The sequence below is a fragment of the Acinetobacter dispersus genome (assembly GCF_009884975.1).
GTDB lineage: Bacteria > Pseudomonadota > Gammaproteobacteria > Pseudomonadales > Moraxellaceae > Acinetobacter > Acinetobacter dispersus.
The window spans coordinates 288,904-305,271 of the sequence record NZ_CP041970.1; the positions used below are offsets into that span (position 1 = coordinate 288,904).

General features: G+C 40.4%; 13 protein-coding genes, 2 tRNA genes and 1 pseudogene. 9 read left to right on the plus strand and 7 right to left on the minus strand.

Annotated elements, in window-relative coordinates:
- Positions 1 to 28 precede the first annotated feature (28 nt).
- Positions 29 to 2,761: a TonB-dependent receptor plug domain-containing protein gene (locus FPL17_RS01150; protein WP_159882634.1), complete on the plus strand. Its 2,733-nt coding sequence runs from the start codon at positions 29 to 31 to the stop codon at positions 2,759 to 2,761.
- Positions 2,762 to 2,768: 7 nt separating this feature from the next.
- Positions 2,769 to 5,541: pseudogene (locus FPL17_RS01155) on the plus strand (M1 family metallopeptidase).
- 59 nt (positions 5,542 to 5,600) lie between these two features.
- On the opposite strand, the gene FPL17_RS01160 reads toward FPL17_RS01155, so the two are convergent.
- Together FPL17_RS01160 and FPL17_RS01165 are read right to left on the minus strand one after the other, a co-directional pair.
- Positions 5,601 to 6,965, minus strand: coding sequence for an L-cystine transporter (locus FPL17_RS01160; protein ID WP_151716236.1), 1,365 nt, complete (start codon positions 6,963 to 6,965; stop codon positions 5,601 to 5,603).
- Between the two features lie 355 nt (positions 6,966 to 7,320).
- Entirely contained in the window at positions 7,321 to 7,905 is a 585-nt protein-coding gene (locus tag FPL17_RS01165) for an anthranilate synthase component II (protein ID WP_159882655.1), read from the minus strand.
- A 623-nt stretch (positions 7,906 to 8,528) separates the two neighbouring features.
- Here FPL17_RS01165 and glnA point away from each other — a divergent pair.
- The 5 genes from glnA (at position 8,529) to FPL17_RS01190 (ending at position 13,331) form a co-directional block, all read left to right on the plus strand.
- Positions 8,529 to 9,944 (plus strand): type I glutamate--ammonia ligase, encoded by a 1,416-nt coding sequence (glnA, locus tag FPL17_RS01170; protein ID WP_171067166.1) that lies wholly within the window; start codon positions 8,529 to 8,531, stop codon positions 9,942 to 9,944.
- Between the two features lie 123 nt (positions 9,945 to 10,067).
- On the plus strand, positions 10,068 to 10,559 hold the full coding sequence (locus FPL17_RS01175) for a chorismate--pyruvate lyase family protein (RefSeq protein WP_151716238.1): 492 nt from the start codon (positions 10,068 to 10,070) through the stop codon (positions 10,557 to 10,559).
- A gap of 15 nt (positions 10,560 to 10,574) precedes the next feature.
- Positions 10,575 to 11,456 carry a 4-hydroxybenzoate octaprenyltransferase gene (gene ubiA / locus FPL17_RS01180; protein ID WP_005183825.1) on the plus strand — a complete coding sequence of 294 codons (882 nt, stop codon included), beginning with the start codon at positions 10,575 to 10,577 and terminating at the stop codon, positions 11,454 to 11,456.
- Between the two features lie 109 nt (positions 11,457 to 11,565).
- On the plus strand, positions 11,566 to 13,011 hold the full coding sequence (locus FPL17_RS01185; protein ID WP_159882656.1) for an alpha/beta hydrolase: 1,446 nt from the start codon (positions 11,566 to 11,568) through the stop codon (positions 13,009 to 13,011).
- A gap of 113 nt (positions 13,012 to 13,124) precedes the next feature.
- Complete coding sequence (locus FPL17_RS01190) at positions 13,125 to 13,331, plus strand: hypothetical protein (RefSeq protein ID WP_005145387.1); 207 nt, start codon at positions 13,125 to 13,127, stop codon at positions 13,329 to 13,331.
- 19 nt (positions 13,332 to 13,350) lie between these two features.
- On the opposite strand, the gene FPL17_RS01195 is transcribed toward FPL17_RS01190, so the two are convergent.
- The 4 genes from FPL17_RS01195 to FPL17_RS01210 all read right to left on the minus strand — a co-directional run bounded on the left by FPL17_RS01195 (position 13,351) and on the right by FPL17_RS01210 (position 14,574).
- On the minus strand, positions 13,351 to 13,791 hold the full coding sequence (locus FPL17_RS01195; RefSeq protein WP_017402421.1) for a DUF2726 domain-containing protein: 441 nt from the start codon (positions 13,789 to 13,791) through the stop codon (positions 13,351 to 13,353).
- 58 nt (positions 13,792 to 13,849) lie between these two features.
- Positions 13,850 to 13,925, minus strand: a tRNA-Asn gene (locus FPL17_RS01200).
- Positions 13,926 to 14,010: 85 nt separating this feature from the next.
- Positions 14,011 to 14,319: a DUF8200 family protein gene (locus tag FPL17_RS01205; protein WP_159882658.1), complete on the minus strand. Its 309-nt coding sequence runs from the start codon at positions 14,317 to 14,319 to the stop codon at positions 14,011 to 14,013.
- A gap of 179 nt (positions 14,320 to 14,498) precedes the next feature.
- A tRNA-Asn gene (locus tag FPL17_RS01210) sits at positions 14,499 to 14,574 on the minus strand.
- 236 nt (positions 14,575 to 14,810) lie between these two features.
- Between FPL17_RS01210 and FPL17_RS01215 the strand changes: the two genes are divergently transcribed.
- Positions 14,811 to 15,242, plus strand: coding sequence for a hypothetical protein (locus tag FPL17_RS01215; protein ID WP_159882660.1), 432 nt, complete (start codon positions 14,811 to 14,813; stop codon positions 15,240 to 15,242).
- Between the two features lie 36 nt (positions 15,243 to 15,278).
- On the opposite strand, the gene FPL17_RS01220 is transcribed toward FPL17_RS01215, so the two are convergent.
- Positions 15,279 to 15,716, minus strand: a complete 438-nt coding sequence (locus tag FPL17_RS01220; protein ID WP_159882662.1) for a PaaI family thioesterase — start codon at positions 15,714 to 15,716, stop codon at positions 15,279 to 15,281.
- A 181-nt stretch (positions 15,717 to 15,897) separates the two neighbouring features.
- On the opposite strand from FPL17_RS01220, the gene FPL17_RS01225 reads away from it, so the two are divergent.
- Complete coding sequence (locus tag FPL17_RS01225) at positions 15,898 to 16,317, plus strand: GFA family protein (protein WP_159882664.1); 420 nt, start codon at positions 15,898 to 15,900, stop codon at positions 16,315 to 16,317.
- Positions 16,318 to 16,368: the final 51 nt, after the last annotated feature.

Sequence of the window (16,368 nt, forward strand, 5' to 3'; positions counted from 1 at the left end):
GCAGTCTTCATTTTACTCATTCATAAATATGTATCTAAATTACTTGAAATATCTTGGGGCTGTTAAAAACAAAGGTTGTTTTATTTTTGTCTTTATTGCATGTCTTCATCCACTAGAGACCCATGCTGAGACAAATGTAAAACAGCCACAAACAAAGACAACATCGGATAAAGTGGTGCAAGTTGCGGTGACAGGTTCACGTATCTCCAAAGCCCAGAAAGATGGCCCAACCAGTGTAACGGTCATTACCGCAGCCGATATTGAGAAACACGGTTATAGTAATGCCTTTGATGCCTTGAATAACCTGACGCAAAACACAGGATTTGTACAAGGAGCGGATTATGGCAATACTTTTACGCCTGCTGCCAATGCCATTAGTTTACGTGGTTTGGGGCCGAACCATACCTTAACCTTAATTAATGGACACCGAGTTGCAGATTATCCAGTGCCTTATGATGGCGCTGTGAATTTTGTCAATTTAGCCAATATTCCGACTGCGATTATTGACCGTATTGAAATCTTGAACGGTGGAGCTTCCGCGATCTATGGTTCAGATGCGATTGCAGGTGTGGTCAATATCATCCTAAAAAAGAAAACTGATGGGACACAATTCAATATCAAGGCAGGTGGCACTAAAGAAGGTGGTGAAAATTTACGTCTACAATTGAGTGGCAGTAAAACACTGGACAAGCTCAATCTGGTTTATGGGGTTGAACTGAGTGGGCGCGAACCGATTTGGGCGGCTGACCGAGATTTTATGTCGAGCCGAACACGTCGAGGGGAAAAGCCAGACACGATCGTTGGACGTAAAAATGCCAAGACAGGCCAGTATCTTTCAATTAATGGCTGTAATGCATTTGATGATCTATTTAAAGGCTCAGTAACAAATATTGGAAAAGCGGGAGCAGATAACTGTGCCAGTGGTTTGGCTCGACCGACTTATTGGACGGTTCAAACCAAGAATCGCAGCCAAAATGGTTATCTCGGTTTAGATTATGAGCTGAATGAGAAAACCCAACTCTTCGCAGATGTTTTGATTGGTGCCAATCAAATTGAAAACAATACCCGTGGCCCAACATGGACTTCTTTAGGCGCGAGTAGTGGTTATTTCCTCAATCAAGACACAGGAAATTATGAAATCTGGACACGACGTTTTGCACCAGAAGAACTTGGCGGTGTTGAGCAAGCCAATAAAAAATGGAAAGAACTGTCTTCCAATTTGAACTTTGGTATCCGTGGCGATATTGGGGACAGTAGTTGGAGCTATGAAGCAGCCTATAATGGCTCGATTTATACCAGCCAATTACGTAAACAAGGGCTGGTTCGTTCGAATGTTGATGAATATTTCTTAGGTCAGCAACTGGGTGTAGACCAAGATGGTATTCCAATTTACTCCCCAAATTTGGATCATATCAGTCGGCCACTGACCGCTAGCGAGTTTAGAAGCATTTCAGGTACAACTGAGGAAAACGACAAGTCATGGGCGCAAGGTTTAACGCTAAGTGCCAACGGTGATGTATTTGAATTGCCTGCAGGAACGGCCAAGCTTGCTGCTGTGGCAGAAATTGGACGCCAAGGTTTTAAAATCAAACCCGATAAGGCGGTGGAAAATGGGGACTTCTATAATGCCACTTCCAGTGGTGAATATGGTGGCGCACGTACCCGTCAGGCGTTGGGTACGGAATTATTCTTACCCTTAGCCAAGCCACTCAATCTCACCTTATCTGGACGTTATGACCGCTATGCTTTGTCAGATAGTAGTATTGATAAATTCACATTTGGTTCAGGCTTAGAATTTAGACCACATCCAACCTTATTGGTGCGAGGCAACTACGCAACCAGTTTCCGTGCACCAGATATGAACTATCTGTTTTTGAATAAACAAAGAGGGTATTTCCCAAGTACCACCGATTATTTACGTTGTAGCCAAACGGGACAAGCATTAGATAAATGTAGCTTTAAAGATTATTCGCCTGGCGCGAACTACACACTAACGGGCAACAAAGATTTAAAGCCAGAAGAAGGCAAATCTTATGGTGCGGGGTTTGTATGGTCTCCGAGTAATAAGTTTGATATTTCCGTCGATTATTGGGATATCAAAATTGATAATCTGGTGACGAATTTAAGTCAAGATAAGATTTTACGTTTAGAAGCTGATTGTCGTTTGGGCGCACAAGATATCAATTCGGCACAATGTGTTGATGCGTTGGCAAGAGTAGAGCGCAATCCTACAAATGCAGTGGTTGATCCAAATGTGATCAACAATATCAATATTGTACCGATCAATGCTGCCTCAGATCATACTCGCGGGATTGATTTCACCAGCAAATGGCGTTGGAAAACAGAAAATTTAGGTAACTTCCTGTGGACGGTGAATTATAGCCGTGTGCTTGAACGTGAATATCAACAATCAAAAGATGGCGAGAAAGATAACTATTTAAAAGACTTAACCATTCCAGATTGGCGAGACCGCTTTAATACCAGTCTCAGTTGGAGTCTCGGTGATTGGGCATCAACCGTATTAGTCAATCGCTACGGCAAGATTCCAAACGGTAATCAAACGGCTTATTTAAGCCCGACTTATTTGGTCAATTGGAGTGGAACTTATAAAATTTCACCCAAGGCCTCTGCATCAATCATTGTGAATAACCTATTTGACAAAGTGAAACACGATGACACAGGCGGATGGCCATATTATCCAGTAGGATCATATTCACCAATCGGCCGTCAGGGTTGGTTGGAGTTTAATTATAAATTCTAACAATGATGTGTGGATGCAGCGAAGTGGTACACCATTTGCTGCGTCTTTTTATTTTAAAAACTACAGAGGACAGATCTCCTATGTTGGTCAAACCTTCATTTAAAAAACAATTGCTACTGACAACATTACTTTCATTATCTGCAACACAGATTTTTGCATCAAATAGCAATGAACAAATTCCAATCGGCAAATTACCTGAATGGGCCATACCTGAATCTTATGATTTAGATTTTAAAATTGATCCTGCACAAAAAAGTTATACGGGTAAAACCACAATCCATTTAAAACTGACCCAAGCAACCGATCATGTTTGGATTCATGGTAAATCTTTATCGGTAAAAGACGCCAACATCCTATCCGCAACTGGGCAGAAAACCACGGTCAAATATGAGCAAGCTTCAGAAGTAGATGGTGTCAGTCTGATTAAATTTGCCAAGATATTACCTGCAGGACAATACCGCTTAGTATTAGATTTCAATGCAGATTATGACCAACAACTGGATGGTATTTATAAAATTGAGTTTGAGGGTAAACCTTATGTCATGACTCAAATGGAAGCCATCAGTGCACGTCAATCTTTTCCATCATTTGATGAGCCCCGTTTTAAAACACCCTTTAATATTCGATTAACTATACCAAGTAAATATTCAGGTTTTGCCAATACCAATCAAGTCGCTGAAAAGACCGAAAAATCGGGGTGGAAAACTTTAAGCTTTGCACCGACCAAACCGCTACCAACCTATCTATTGGCACTGGCAGTTGGTCCTTGGCAAGTACAACAAGGTCCTGATATTGGTGCGACTGAGTGGCGTAAACAGGCAATCAAATTACGAGGTCTGGCACCCGATGGTAAGGCTGAAAAAATGCAGCATGCCTTGTCTGAAACCCCAGCGATTTTAAAAACATTAGAAGATTATTTTGCCTTTGGTTATCCATTCGACAAACTGGATTTACTTGCTGCTCCTGACTTTGCGGCGGGTGCGATGGAGAATCCTGGACTGATCACATTCAGAGATTATTTGATGCTATTGGATAAAGACTCTCCCGTGTCTTTTGTACAGAGTTCATTTAATGTCAATGCACATGAGTTGGCGCATCAATGGTTTGGGGATGTGGTGACCATGCCGTGGTGGGACGATCTATGGTTGAATGAATCCTTTGCTACGTGGATGCAAAGTAAAATTACCCAACAATTACATCCCGAATTTAATGCTGACTTAGAACGCGTCGTCGATACTGCAGGCGCGATGAAAAGCGATAGTTTGGTCAGTGTACGCCGTATTCGTCAGCCAATTTTAAGTAATGCGGATATTCAAACCGCCTTTGATGGCATTACTTACCAAAAAGGTGCGGCTGTTTTAAATATGTTTGAAAGCTATTTAGGTGAGGAAAAATTCAAGCAAGGGGTGCGTAATTACATTAACAAGCATCAATATGGCAGTGCTACAGCCAATGATTTAATTAGTTCCCTCGCAGAACAGTCTGGTCAAGCTGAGCGTTTTAGCAAAGCGGTGAAAAGTTTTATTGATCAACCGGGCGTACCGTTGCTGAATACTTCATTGCAGCAACAAGGTAATAAAGTCTTTTTAAATGTAAAACAAACACGCTATTTACCCGTTGGTTCTAAAGGCGATGCCAACAGTCTTTGGGGGGTACCATTGTGTGTACGTTACGAAGTTCCCAATGCTGCAAGTAAAGTTCAGTGTGACTTGATTGATCAAGCGGAAGCCAAAATTGAACTCAAAGGTGCACGTATTAACAGTTGGTATATTCCAAATGCGGATGCAGCAGGCTATTACCAATTTAGTTTGCCTGAACCCGAACTTGCTCGTCTGACTGCCGCTACGGAAAAACTCTCTAATACTGAACAATTGGCCTATGCCTATGCTGTTTCAGCGGCATTTAACCATGGTGATATTAACCTGTTGGCGGTGGTGGATGTTGCGAAGAAGTTTGCGAACTCGAATAGCCGACAGATTAGTACGGCATTGTTTCAGCAGCTCAGTACAATACAGCGCCATGTGTTGAAGACTGAGGCAGAACGTGAGCATTTTAGAAAAGTGCTCGCGAATTTATATCTACCCAAATTGAATCAATTAGGGTATGCGAGCAAAGCAGGTGAGTCTGCTGAGGATAGCTTGTGGCGTAGTGAGTTAGCCCAATTTCTTGCATTGGAAATTCAGGTGCCAGAAGTGCGTGAGCAATTGTTAAAACAATCCGACGCCCTATTCGCTCAAAAGCAATTGAATTTTGCAACATTAACCCCCGAGCTTTTACCAACGATTTTAGCTGTACGAGTGCAAGAAAAAGGGCTGCCTACCTTTGATCGTTTAGCGGGGGAGTTACAACACATCACGCAACCGACCCAACGTTTGGCGATTCTTACTGCCTTAGGCTCAGCCAATCAGGTGGAAACACGTCAGCAGGCACGTCAGTTAGTTTTAGATCCACGTGTGAAAGTTGGTGAAGTACGTACCGTGATTAACTCAATCAATAGCTATAGCGGTGAACAAGGCGGACTTTGGTCATGGTTTAAGGCCAATCACGATGCTGTGTTTGATCGTTTAGGCAAATCTTCTGCTGGACGTTTCCCTGCATTGTTTAGTGGTGCAGCATGTACACAACAAGAAGTGACGCAGTTGAATGCCTTCTTTGCACCGAGAACCAAAGAGCTGGTTGGGGTTGAGCGTGGTTTAAATCAAACCAAGGAACGGATTCAACTGTGTGAGTCCTTAGTTGCGAAGCAAGATGGTTCGCTTGTGCAACAATTGAAGTTGTAATTTATTTAGTCATAAAAAAAGCCAACGATCATGCGTTGGCTTTTTTGTTTTAATCTGGCTTAAGCATCATTATCTGGTTGAGGATTTCTGACCCCGAGTAATTGACTGGTCGCTGTGCCTGCAGTCATCGAACCGTTGACGTTTAAAGCAGTACGCCCCATATCAATCAATGGCTCAATTGAAATCAATAACGCGACCAAAGTAATCGGTAAGCCCATTGCTGGGAGTACGATTAAAGCAGCAAAAGTTGCACCGCCACCAACGCCAGCAACACCAATCGAACTGAGTGTTACCACCACAACCAATTGGGCAATCCATAACGGATCAAGCGGGTTGATACCGACTGTTGGCGCAACCATCACCGCTAGCATTGCAGGGTATAAACCAGCACAACCATTTTGACCAATGGTTGCACCAAAGGAAGCAGAGAAGCTGGCAATCCCTTCAGGCACACCCAATTGTTTGGTTTGTGCTTCGATATTGAGTGGAATACTCGCGGCACTTGATCGACTGGTAAATGCAAAAGTTAAAACAGGAAAAACTTTCTTGAAAAAGTCGATTGGATTGACGCGTACAAACAGCAAAATCAGTGCATGTACGAGGAACATGATTGCAAGCCCAAGATAAGATGCAACGAGGAACTCACCTAATTTAACGATGTCGGCTACATTTGCTGTTGCCACCATTTTAGTCATCAATGCCAATACACCATAAGGCGTAAATTGCATCACTAAACGGACAAGACTAATCACCAAGGCTTGCAGTGCTTCAATCCCGTGTCTGATTCGTTCACCATTGACGGTGTCTTTATCCATCAGTTTCAGTGCTGCTACACCTAAAAATGCAGAGAAAATCACCACACTGATGATTGCTGTTGGACGAACACCGGTTAAATCAGCAAATGGGTTCTGAGGGAATAGTGAAAGTAAGAGCTTTGGAACATCTAAATCTGTTACTTGCCCAATGTATTGACTTTGGATGGTTGCTAGACGTGCTGCTTCTTTGGTGCCTTGTACCAGTCCTTCAGCCGTTAAGCCGAATAAATTGGTGATGCCAGCACCGACAAGTGCTGCAATAGCCGTGGTCACTAACAAGATACCAATCACGAGTACACTGATTTTTCCAAGAGAAGTGGTTTGGTGTAACTTCACCACTGCACTTAAAATTGAAATAAAAATCAGAGGCATGATCACCATTTGTAATAGTTGTACATAACCATTACCGACAAGGTTAATCCATGCAATTGAATGCTCAATAACAGGGTTGTCACCATAGATCGCTTTAAGGGCCAAACCAAAAAAGATACCTACGATCATACCGATCAGAACTTTTTTGGAGAGACTCCAATCTTTACGGTAGCTAAAAAACAATCCTGCCATGAGCAGGACGAAAACAATAATATTCAATAAAACCAAGGTATTCACAATAGGTTATCCTGATAGATCATTCAGGGGGAATGCTAAAAACAATGACTTAGATTCTATCATCCAGCCGCCCTGAAACTTAATCATTCCTATGACTATAGTTAATCTAAAAAAGTAAAATGCAATCAGACAAAACAGAAATTGAGGATTGAACTTACTTTTTATAACGTGTGAAAAGTGGATTAATTATTGAAAAAGAATGACTTGTTTTTAAATGTAAGTTTTCAGATTAATTTTAATGCTGAAAATTTGTGCAGTATGTATGAGTTGTATATTGTTTTTATATGTTCAAAATAAAAACAGCCTACTTATAAAAATAGGCTGTTTAGATGCTTAGTATTGGTAAATCTTGAGATTAAGCATAAATATCCAAGAAGTTTTTGAAAAGTTGATGGCCGTGTTCACTCAAAATAGACTCAGGGTGGAATTGCACACCTTCCACAGGAAGTGTTTTATGTTTGACACCCATAATTTCTTCAATCGTACCATCTGTTTGATTGGTCCAACAGGTGACTTCTAAGCATTCAGGCAAAGTTTCCTGTTCAATCACCAGTGAATGGTAACGTGTAGCGGCAAAAGGCGACGGCAAGTTGCTAAAAATCCCTTTGTCACTATGGTGCATATCGGATAGGCGGCCATGCATCACTGTTTTAGCGCGAATGATATTGCCACCAAAGGCTTGTCCAATCGCTTGGTGACCTAAGCAAACGCCAAGCAAAGGAATTTTGCCAGCAAAGTGATTGATGGCTGGAATAGAGATACCTGCTTCACTTGGTGAGCAAGGACCCGGGCCAATCACCAGATATTTTGGCTGCCATCGTTCAATATCCTCTAATGTTACTTGATCATTACGAACAACTTTTACTTCTTGATTCAACTCGCCAAAGTATTGAACGATGTTGTAAGTAAATGAGTCATAATTGTCAATCATTAGAAGCATGATTATAACCTTTTGAAAAATATGCACTTAATTGTGCTATTGAGTTCGATAAACCGATCTGAACGCTATACGATTTCATCTATCTTTAATAGAAGAAGGATTATTCTAGCGATAGCGGGAAATCATCATATCAAAACCGATCATTAATGTGGAAAATTTTGAAACAAGGCGTGGGGTGGAATTTGCGCGATATTCTTGGTTTAAAATACGCTCTTAATCGAGAATAAATTTTTGTAATTGAAAGGCTTGGTGAAAAAACAAGAAAGTGAACCTAAAGTCTAAATGAATTGATTGGAATGATCTTAAAAAGAATGATATAAAAAGCCAATTTATGCTAAGAATAATAGCGTAATTGGCACTACATTGGTTCTTTGTTATATGTATTGCACTATTTTGGTTCATTTTGTCTTTTTTAGGGACACCCCAAAATAGGAATGTGTGAATATGGTGCATTTTTGGATATAAGCATTATAGTAGACATAGGACATGGAGCTTAAAGCATTTTTTCTGCAAAGAATTTCAATGTTTTAGGTATGCTTTAAAATTGTTGGTATGATAATTGCTAATTAGATATCAACAACTAACACGCACTTAACAGGTGCATAGAAATTTCATTGGAGCAAATGAGCATGGCGAACAAGGTCCTTCAACTCATCAAAGAAAGTGGCGCAAAATGGGTCGATTTTCGCTTTACTGATACTAAGGGTAAAGAGCAACACGTAACTTACCCAGCTGACACGATTGATGAAGATTCATTTGAAGACGGTAAAATGTTTGATGGTTCTTCAATCGCTGGTTGGAAAGGCATCGAAGCGTCTGACATGATCTTACGTCCAGATGCTGAAACAGGTTTTCTTGACCCGTTCTTTGCTGAGCCTACAGTTGTTGTGACTTGTGACGTAATTGAGCCATCTACGGGTCAAGGTTACGAGCGTGACCCTCGTTCGATTGCTCGTCGTGCTGAAGAATATTTAAAATCTACAGGTATCGGTGATACTGCATTCTTTGGTCCAGAACCAGAATTCTTCGTTTTTGACGAAGTAAAATGGGATATCGACATGTCTGGCGCGCGTCATACATTGATCGCTGAAGAAGCTGCATGGTCAACTGGTAAAGACTACGAAGCGGGTAACTCTGGTCACCGTCCACGTGTTAAAGGCGGTTACTTCCCAGTTCCTCCTGTTGATTCTTCACAAGATATGCGTGCTGAAATGTGTGCAAAAATCGAAGACATCATGGGTCCTGGTCGTGTAGAAGTACATCACCACGAAGTTGCATCTTGCCAATTAGAAATTGGTGTGAGCTTCAATACTTTAGTTCGTAAAGCGGACGAAGTTCAACAGTTCAAATATGCAGTTTGGAACGTTGCGCATCAATATGCTAAAACAGCAACATTTATGCCTAAACCAATGGTAGGTGATAACGGTTCTGGTATGCACGTTCACATGTCAATCTCTAAAGATGGCAAGAACTTGTTTGCTGGTGATGAATATGCTGGTTTATCAGAAATGGCATTATTCTTTATCGGTGGTGTGATCAAGCATGCTCGTGCATTAAACGCGATCACAAACCCTTCTACGAACTCGTACAAGCGCTTGGTTCCTCACTTCGAGGCACCAATTATGCTTGCTTACTCAGCGCGTAACCGTTCTGCGTCTATCCGTATTCCTTACGTTTCTAGCCCTAAAGGCAAGCGTATTGAAGCACGTTTCCCAGATCCAATGATGAACCCGTACTTAGGTTTCGCGGCATTGTTGATGGCGGGTATCGATGGTATCCAAAACAAGATTCACCCAGGTGAAGCTGCTGATAAGAACTTGTACGATCTTCCTCCTGAAGAAGAAGCAAAAATCCCAACAGTTGCTCACAGCTTGGATATGGCACTTGAAGCTCTTCAAAATGACCATGAGTTCCTGTTGAAAGGTGGTGTATTCACCAAAGAAATGCTTGATGCATATATCGAACTTAAAACTGAAGATGTACGTCGTCTTAACACGACAACTCACCCAGTTGAATTTGATATGTACTACAGCTTGTAATACATCCAATTCAAAAAAGCTCGCTTCGGCGAGCTTTTTTTATGTTTTTGATTCAATTGAAAGTCATACGTTTTTACCAAGAAATTCATGTACACTAATCGCGATGTTTTTAGTGAGCCAAGCATGCGAAATTTACGACCAAACAGAATAAAGGGCAAAGAAATCCCGATTGATTTAAAAAAATGGTTGTATGCATCTGGTTCGCTTACTCAACAATTAACCGATTTAGGTCACGGTCAGTTTCATGTTGAAAGATTGAAAGAACATTATCAACGTTTAACCTTTGCAGATAGTCAGTGGATGGAGATGCCACCTCATCATATTGGTTGGGTGCGTGAAACCCTTCTTTATGGCAGTGAAGAGCAGGCATGGGTCAAAGCAAAAAGTATTTTCCCGATTTTGAGTATGCAAAAAAAAGCACGCTTGTTTCGGCATATCCGTAATAAACCGATTGGCTGGTTTTTATTTCAACGAACCAATCCTGCTTGTGAACGTAGAGTGATTCTTCTCGAAGAAGGCTGGACGCGTCAGAGTTGCTATACATGGCATGGTTGTAAGTTTATTGTGCAAGAAACATTTCTACCTGCATTTGAACAATTTATTCGACAGCATTGACTCTAAGGATTCATCATGGAAACAGTGCAACACACAACTTGGCGGCAGCGTTTAGAGGCCTATTACTATTTATGCCGTTTTGATAAGCCTGTAGGTACAGAGCTGGTTTTTTGGCCGACAATGTGGGCGTTATGGATTGCGGCTGGAGGTTTACCACCATTGCAGATTCTCATTGCGATGGTTTTGGGTACGATTTTTATGCGTGCGGCTGGCTGTGCGATTAATGACTTTGCTGATCGTAAAGTAGATGCTCATGTAGAGCGTACTAAAACACGTCCATTAGCCACTGGTATTATTCGTCCACGAGAAGCGGTCTATGTTTTTCTGGGGTTGGTTGCTGCAAGTGCATGTACTTTATTCTTTCTACCGATCGCGACGTTTTATTGTGCCCTAGCAGGTTTAGTACTGGCATTTATTTATCCTTTTATGAAGCGTTATACGCATTTGCCACAAGTGGTTTTGGGTATGGCCTTTTCATGGGGAATTCCTATGTCTTTTACCGCAATGGGTAAGCCTTTAGATTTAACTTGCTGGCTTTTATATTTTGGTAATTTGGCATGGACTGTGGCTTATGATACTCAGTATGCAATTACAGATCGTGAATATGATTTGAAAATTGGGGTGAAATCGACAGCAATTTTATTTGGTCGTTACGATATACAGATTATTGGTTTACTCCAGATTTTAAGTTTGCTCCTCATCGGTGGGGCTCTATATTTGGAAAATCTGTTATTGCCATTTGGATTGGCTGCACTGTTAATTGTCGCTGCTGATTTTGCTTATCAGGCGTTTAAAACCAAAGATCGTGATCCGCAAATTTGTTTCTGGGCATTCCGTCACAATCGTTGGGTAGGGCTGATTATTTTCATTGGAATTTTTTTAGAATTAATATTTTAAACTGACTGAATAGTTGAAAAGTGTTCTATGCAGAGCACTTTTTTTATGCCTTAATAATGTGGCATGTAGTTTCATGCTTAAAATAAAACAAGGACTAAAAGGATATTTTATGAAACGGTCTAAAATTGCGTTGGCAATGACATTCTCTATTTCTGCATTATTTTTAACCGCATGTAATGACAATGATGATGATTACACTGGGGTAAATACGGAAAAAACTTATCTGTCTGAAAGTAATTACGCGATTGATCAGGTTGATAATGCTTCATCTATTAAAGTCATGACCTATAACATGGCAAATGTCCAAGGAAAAACTGCAACGGCAACAGCGATGGTATTGTTCCCGAAAGCAACTCAACCTAAGGATGGTTATCGAGTTGTGGTGTGGGAGCATGGAACTGTTGGGGTAGGTGATGGCTGTGCACCAAGTAAAAATGTGATTAATCCGCGTTTTAGAATTCTTGCTGATACCTTATTGGCAGCTGGGTATGTTGTCATAGCACCAGACTACGAGGGCCTAGGTACACCAGGTGTTCATCCATATCTTAATTTGAGTAGTGAAGCGAAATCTGCACTTGCCGCAGTTAAGGCTGCAAAAGATCATTATGGCACTCAATTGAAAGGGGATTGGATGTCGATTGGTCAGTCACAAGGTGGACATGCTTCATTAGGCACAGCGGAGTTTGCAAATACAGATGCAAGCTATAAAGGCGCAGTGGCGGGTGCACCTGCATCAAGTTTGGGAACAATTATTCAGATTTATATTGATCCACAATTTAATCTTGATACGGATGGAAAGCCTAAAATTGTAAATAAATTGGATGAGAGCTTACTACAAGTACGTTATGCAGTAGCGAATAACATACTCACACCAGCACAAGGCCAAGCAAAAATTGAGGAAATCGCAGATGGTTATGCGGAGTTGTTAGCATATGCAGCTTTAGCTAGTGCTGGGATTAAAGCACAGCAACCAAACTACGATTTAAAAACGATCTTTACCTCGGGAGCGGCTGATATTGCAGAATTAGCCCATGGGCGTACAGGGGATGATGGAGCATGTTTAAGTTATCCAGCACCAGATAGTGCAAATGGCTTGCAAGAAAAGTTTAAAGCTGGAATCTTAGCTTTCTTGGCTGATCCTACACATCAAATTGCACAGTACGGTATTGATCTGAATAAATTTAAGAATGATCAAGTTGTTAAAAACTTTTTAGCAGATACCCAGCCTGCAACCAATGCGACAGCAGCGAAAGTAATTAAAACGCCAGTGTTTATTATTCAGGGCGAAAAAGATCAAGCGGTATTACCTGTAGTAACACAGGGGCTATTTGCGAATATGAAAGCTAATGCTTTGAAGTTCTTCCCGCAAGCAGCTTATGATAAAGGCTATAGTCTAACTATTGTTCCAAATGCAACGCATACACAAGCGATCATATGTAAAAATGCCCAAGCTTATGACTTTATTCAGACTAATATGTCAGCGGGTACAGGTATTGTATTAACAGATGCGCAGAAGGATGCCAGTCAAAGCCCTCACTGTACTGGTAAATTCTAAGATTTATTTGCCTATTTAAAAATTTGCTTTTAAAAAAGAGTCTCTTTATAGGGGCTCTTTTTTGTTATATTGTTGCACTGTTTAAAGCCATGCAATTTGAGTTTAAATCAGTTATGAGCCAGCCACCTGTTGAGAAAAAGTCAATCCCTTGGTTATTAATGAGTTTGGGATTGTTGATTCCAATTTTTATTGTCGGTATGGCCTTTGTTGCTGCCAAAAGTGATGCACAAACCAAGAAAAAATATGACCAGCAACGCGCCGAAATGGCAAAGAAATTTGAACAGCAGAAAAATGCTGAACAATCGGCAAAGACGGAGTAATCTTTCTTAAATTAGCTGACTATCGAAGATCCATCTGTAGCTGTTTTATAGATGGAATTTCCGTATAACGCTGTACTTGATAGCCTGCTTCTTGCAACATCTGATCGCGCTTTTGATCTTCTAATTCTTTACCTAAATGGCTTGGGTCATCTAACTCAATAATCGCCAGAACATTCATCTGCTGATCTAAAACTACAAAGTCTGTCACCTTGCGATTAAACTTACTGCGGATCTTGTAATGATCACTGGTAATCAATGCACTAAAGGCAACCTGCGCAAGTACATGATGCTGTGGAAAGGCCTGTTGTAATCGTACAAACATTCTTGATTCAAATGATGTGATGACAGGTCGAGCAAAGAATTTTTGTTTGGGAAAGAAAGGGCGTATACAGCTAAAAAGCAAGATAGCTGTACTAATAAAACCAATCGTTAGAAATAAGAAGTGATTCGATTCAAACATGTATTTATCAAAGAGCAAATAAAAAACCCACTCAATTAAGAGTGGGTTTTTAGAATCTTGGCTCTCCCACCTGGGCTCGAACCAGGGACCTGCGGATTAACAGTCCGTCGCTCTACCGACTGAGCTATGGGAGAATCTGGAGCGAATTTTAGGGCTTAAATTTCAGTCCGTCAAGTAAAATCAGTATGAATAATAATCGCTTAACCAAAATATTGAGTATTAACGTGCAACTTGATTACATTGTGCCAATTCAGTGGAGCGGGCATTCCAGATTGCACCTACTGAGTTTTTATAATAACTAATCTTACCGATACGTAAGACTAGACTCTGACAAGAATCCAAGGAGAGTGCATTGCCCCAAGGGCCAGACATGCTACAGACACGACCATTACATTTCCAGACGACATTGGGTCCATTTTCAATTGGTACAGTCACCGTGCCCTTATAAGAGGAACCAGCATACCAAGTGGTTTGGGCGGCCATTGCTGGACTACAAAAGACGATTAAACAAAATAGAAGTTTTTTCATTATGTGTTTTCCTTAACAACATCATTAAGTTTTATCTTATAGTTAAAATAATATGGTAGGTCGAAATTTATACGATACTCAACATGAAATGAACAAAATAATCGTAATTGTCGTTATAAGGGTATTTTGTTTATTTAAAATAAAAAGCCCAGATCATTGATCTGGGCTTTTTAGAATCTTGGCTCTCCCACCTGGGCTCGAACCAGGGACCTGCGGATTAACAGTCCGTCGCTCTACCGACTGAGCTATGGGAGAATCTGAGTGCCATTATAGGCAGCTTTTAAAATTGGTCAAGATAAAACTGTCATGTTTCTTTCATTTTTGCATCGTATGCTTTTTATTTGCACAATTACGATAAAGTAGGAAAAATAACTTGAACTTTGAACAGGCTATTGCTAGATTCGAATCAGAAAGAGCGTTTAGATATTTATCTAAACAGTGTGGATTTAACCCTACTTGCCAGCACTAAAATGGCTAAACTGGAGGTCGAAATGACTATTCTAAATATTCAATCTATTTTTTCAAATTTGTCTTTTTATCAAGAGCATTATCTCGAAATTATTCAAGATTCAGCGCAATATTACACGCCCGTTGAACATTCATTTATAAATACTTTCCCGTTTAAGCAACAAGCCTTGTATCTGGGTGATTTACTGCAATTATGGTTTGGTAATAAGTGGAAAATTCAAACAGCTAAAGATCTACTCACACAAAAAAATACATTGACTGTCGACGAGCATGCACCTTTATATTTATTTCAACTTGGTGGTGAATTATTTTTAGGCGCAAACACTGCTTTGGCTTGGTCTGTGGCAGAGCAAAAGGTTGTTTCAGTACAAGTGAAAAGCATTTGGCAATACGCAGTATTCAGTCATTTATGTATTCGACCAAAAAACTTTCAAGCGAATAAGGCCATTGCATAGGGCTATGATGAAATAGCCCATTTGCTTAATCTGTGCTTATGGGCGAATGATCATGCAGGTTGCGGTTGCATGGGCATAAAGTTTGCCATCTGCATCGACAATCTTACCTTCAGAAATACCTAAATTTTTACTGATATTGATCATACTGCCTGTCGCTGTGAGTTTTTGATTCTTAGGAATAGGGCGACACATTTTAATATTTAGATCAATAGTGCCATAACCGACGCCTGCTTCTAAAAGCGTATGAACAGCACAGCCTGTCACTGAATCAAGTACGGTTGCAGCAAAGCCCCCATGTACTCCACCTAAGGGATTAAGGTGACGTTGATCTGCTTGAACTTCAAATTTGATAAATCCTTCTGCAACTTCTACAGGTTGCATCGGAATAGTTTCACTAATACTGGCAGGTGGAATTTTCCCTTCACACATCGCGGTTAAAAACTCAAGTCCATTCATTTCTTTCGGGTGTTTCATGTTTTTTCCTATATGGTTCTAAAAAGGAACTTATGTATAACGTAGTCTTTCCATCAGAGACTGTCAATACAGTTCATCGATCCATATCATGTTTTACAAATTATTGATTGCAGCATGCTTGCTTTGTTTTATGCTAACGATAATTCATAAATAACAATTTTGAATAAAAGGTAAATTTATAATGAAAGGACAGTGTGTTTGTGGTGAAACCACATTTGAAGTCGAATTAAGTAATCATGATGTACATGCCTGTCACTGTTCGATTTGTCGTCGACAGACCAGTGGTGTGATTATGACGATTGATGTTAAACAGGGCAGCTTAAAATTTTTAAAACAAGATCATCTCTCTGTTTATAACTCATCGGCTTGGGGTGAGCGGGGATTCTGTAGTGCCTGTGGTACCAATTTGTTTTGGCGGACTAAAGATCAGAATTATTGCAATATCAATGCATTTGCATTGAATGAGTCGCCACAAGACTTAAAGCTTGATTTAGAAATCTATATTGATTGTAAGCCTGAGTTCTATGCTTTTCAAAATTCGACCAAGAAGATGACAGAAGCTGAGGTCGTTGCACTTTTTAGTGGTGAATCTGCGGAATAGTGTCGCTTGTAGGAAATTCTAATTGTATTGAAGATTTTGATTTAAGAGATA

Bases quoted from the DNA above. Each gene is read 5' to 3' on its own strand.
- FPL17_RS01220 (WP_159882662.1), bottom strand. From the start codon at position 15,716: ATGAAACACCCGAAAGAAATGAATGGACTTGAGTTTTTAACCGCGATG.
- FPL17_RS01185 (WP_159882656.1), top strand. From the start codon at position 11,566: ATGAAACGGTCTAAAATTGCGTTGGCAATGACATTCTCTATTTCTGCA.
- FPL17_RS01190 (WP_005145387.1), top strand. From the start codon at position 13,125: ATGAGCCAGCCACCTGTTGAGAAAAAGTCAATCCCTTGGTTATTAATG.
- FPL17_RS01165 (WP_159882655.1), bottom strand. From the start codon at position 7,905: ATGCTTCTAATGATTGACAATTATGACTCATTTACTTACAACATCGTT.
- ubiA (WP_005183825.1), top strand. From the start codon at position 10,575: ATGGAAACAGTGCAACACACAACTTGGCGGCAGCGTTTAGAGGCCTAT.
- FPL17_RS01215 (WP_159882660.1), top strand. From the start codon at position 14,811: ATGACTATTCTAAATATTCAATCTATTTTTTCAAATTTGTCTTTTTAT.
- FPL17_RS01150 (WP_159882634.1), top strand. From the start codon at position 29: ATGTATCTAAATTACTTGAAATATCTTGGGGCTGTTAAAAACAAAGGT.
- FPL17_RS01195 (WP_017402421.1), bottom strand. From the start codon at position 13,791: ATGTTTGAATCGAATCACTTCTTATTTCTAACGATTGGTTTTATTAGT.
- glnA (WP_171067166.1), top strand. From the start codon at position 8,529: ATGAGCATGGCGAACAAGGTCCTTCAACTCATCAAAGAAAGTGGCGCA.
- FPL17_RS01205 (WP_159882658.1), bottom strand. From the start codon at position 14,319: ATGAAAAAACTTCTATTTTGTTTAATCGTCTTTTGTAGTCCAGCAATG.
- FPL17_RS01225 (WP_159882664.1), top strand. From the start codon at position 15,898: ATGAAAGGACAGTGTGTTTGTGGTGAAACCACATTTGAAGTCGAATTA.
- FPL17_RS01175 (WP_151716238.1), top strand. From the start codon at position 10,068: ATGCGAAATTTACGACCAAACAGAATAAAGGGCAAAGAAATCCCGATT.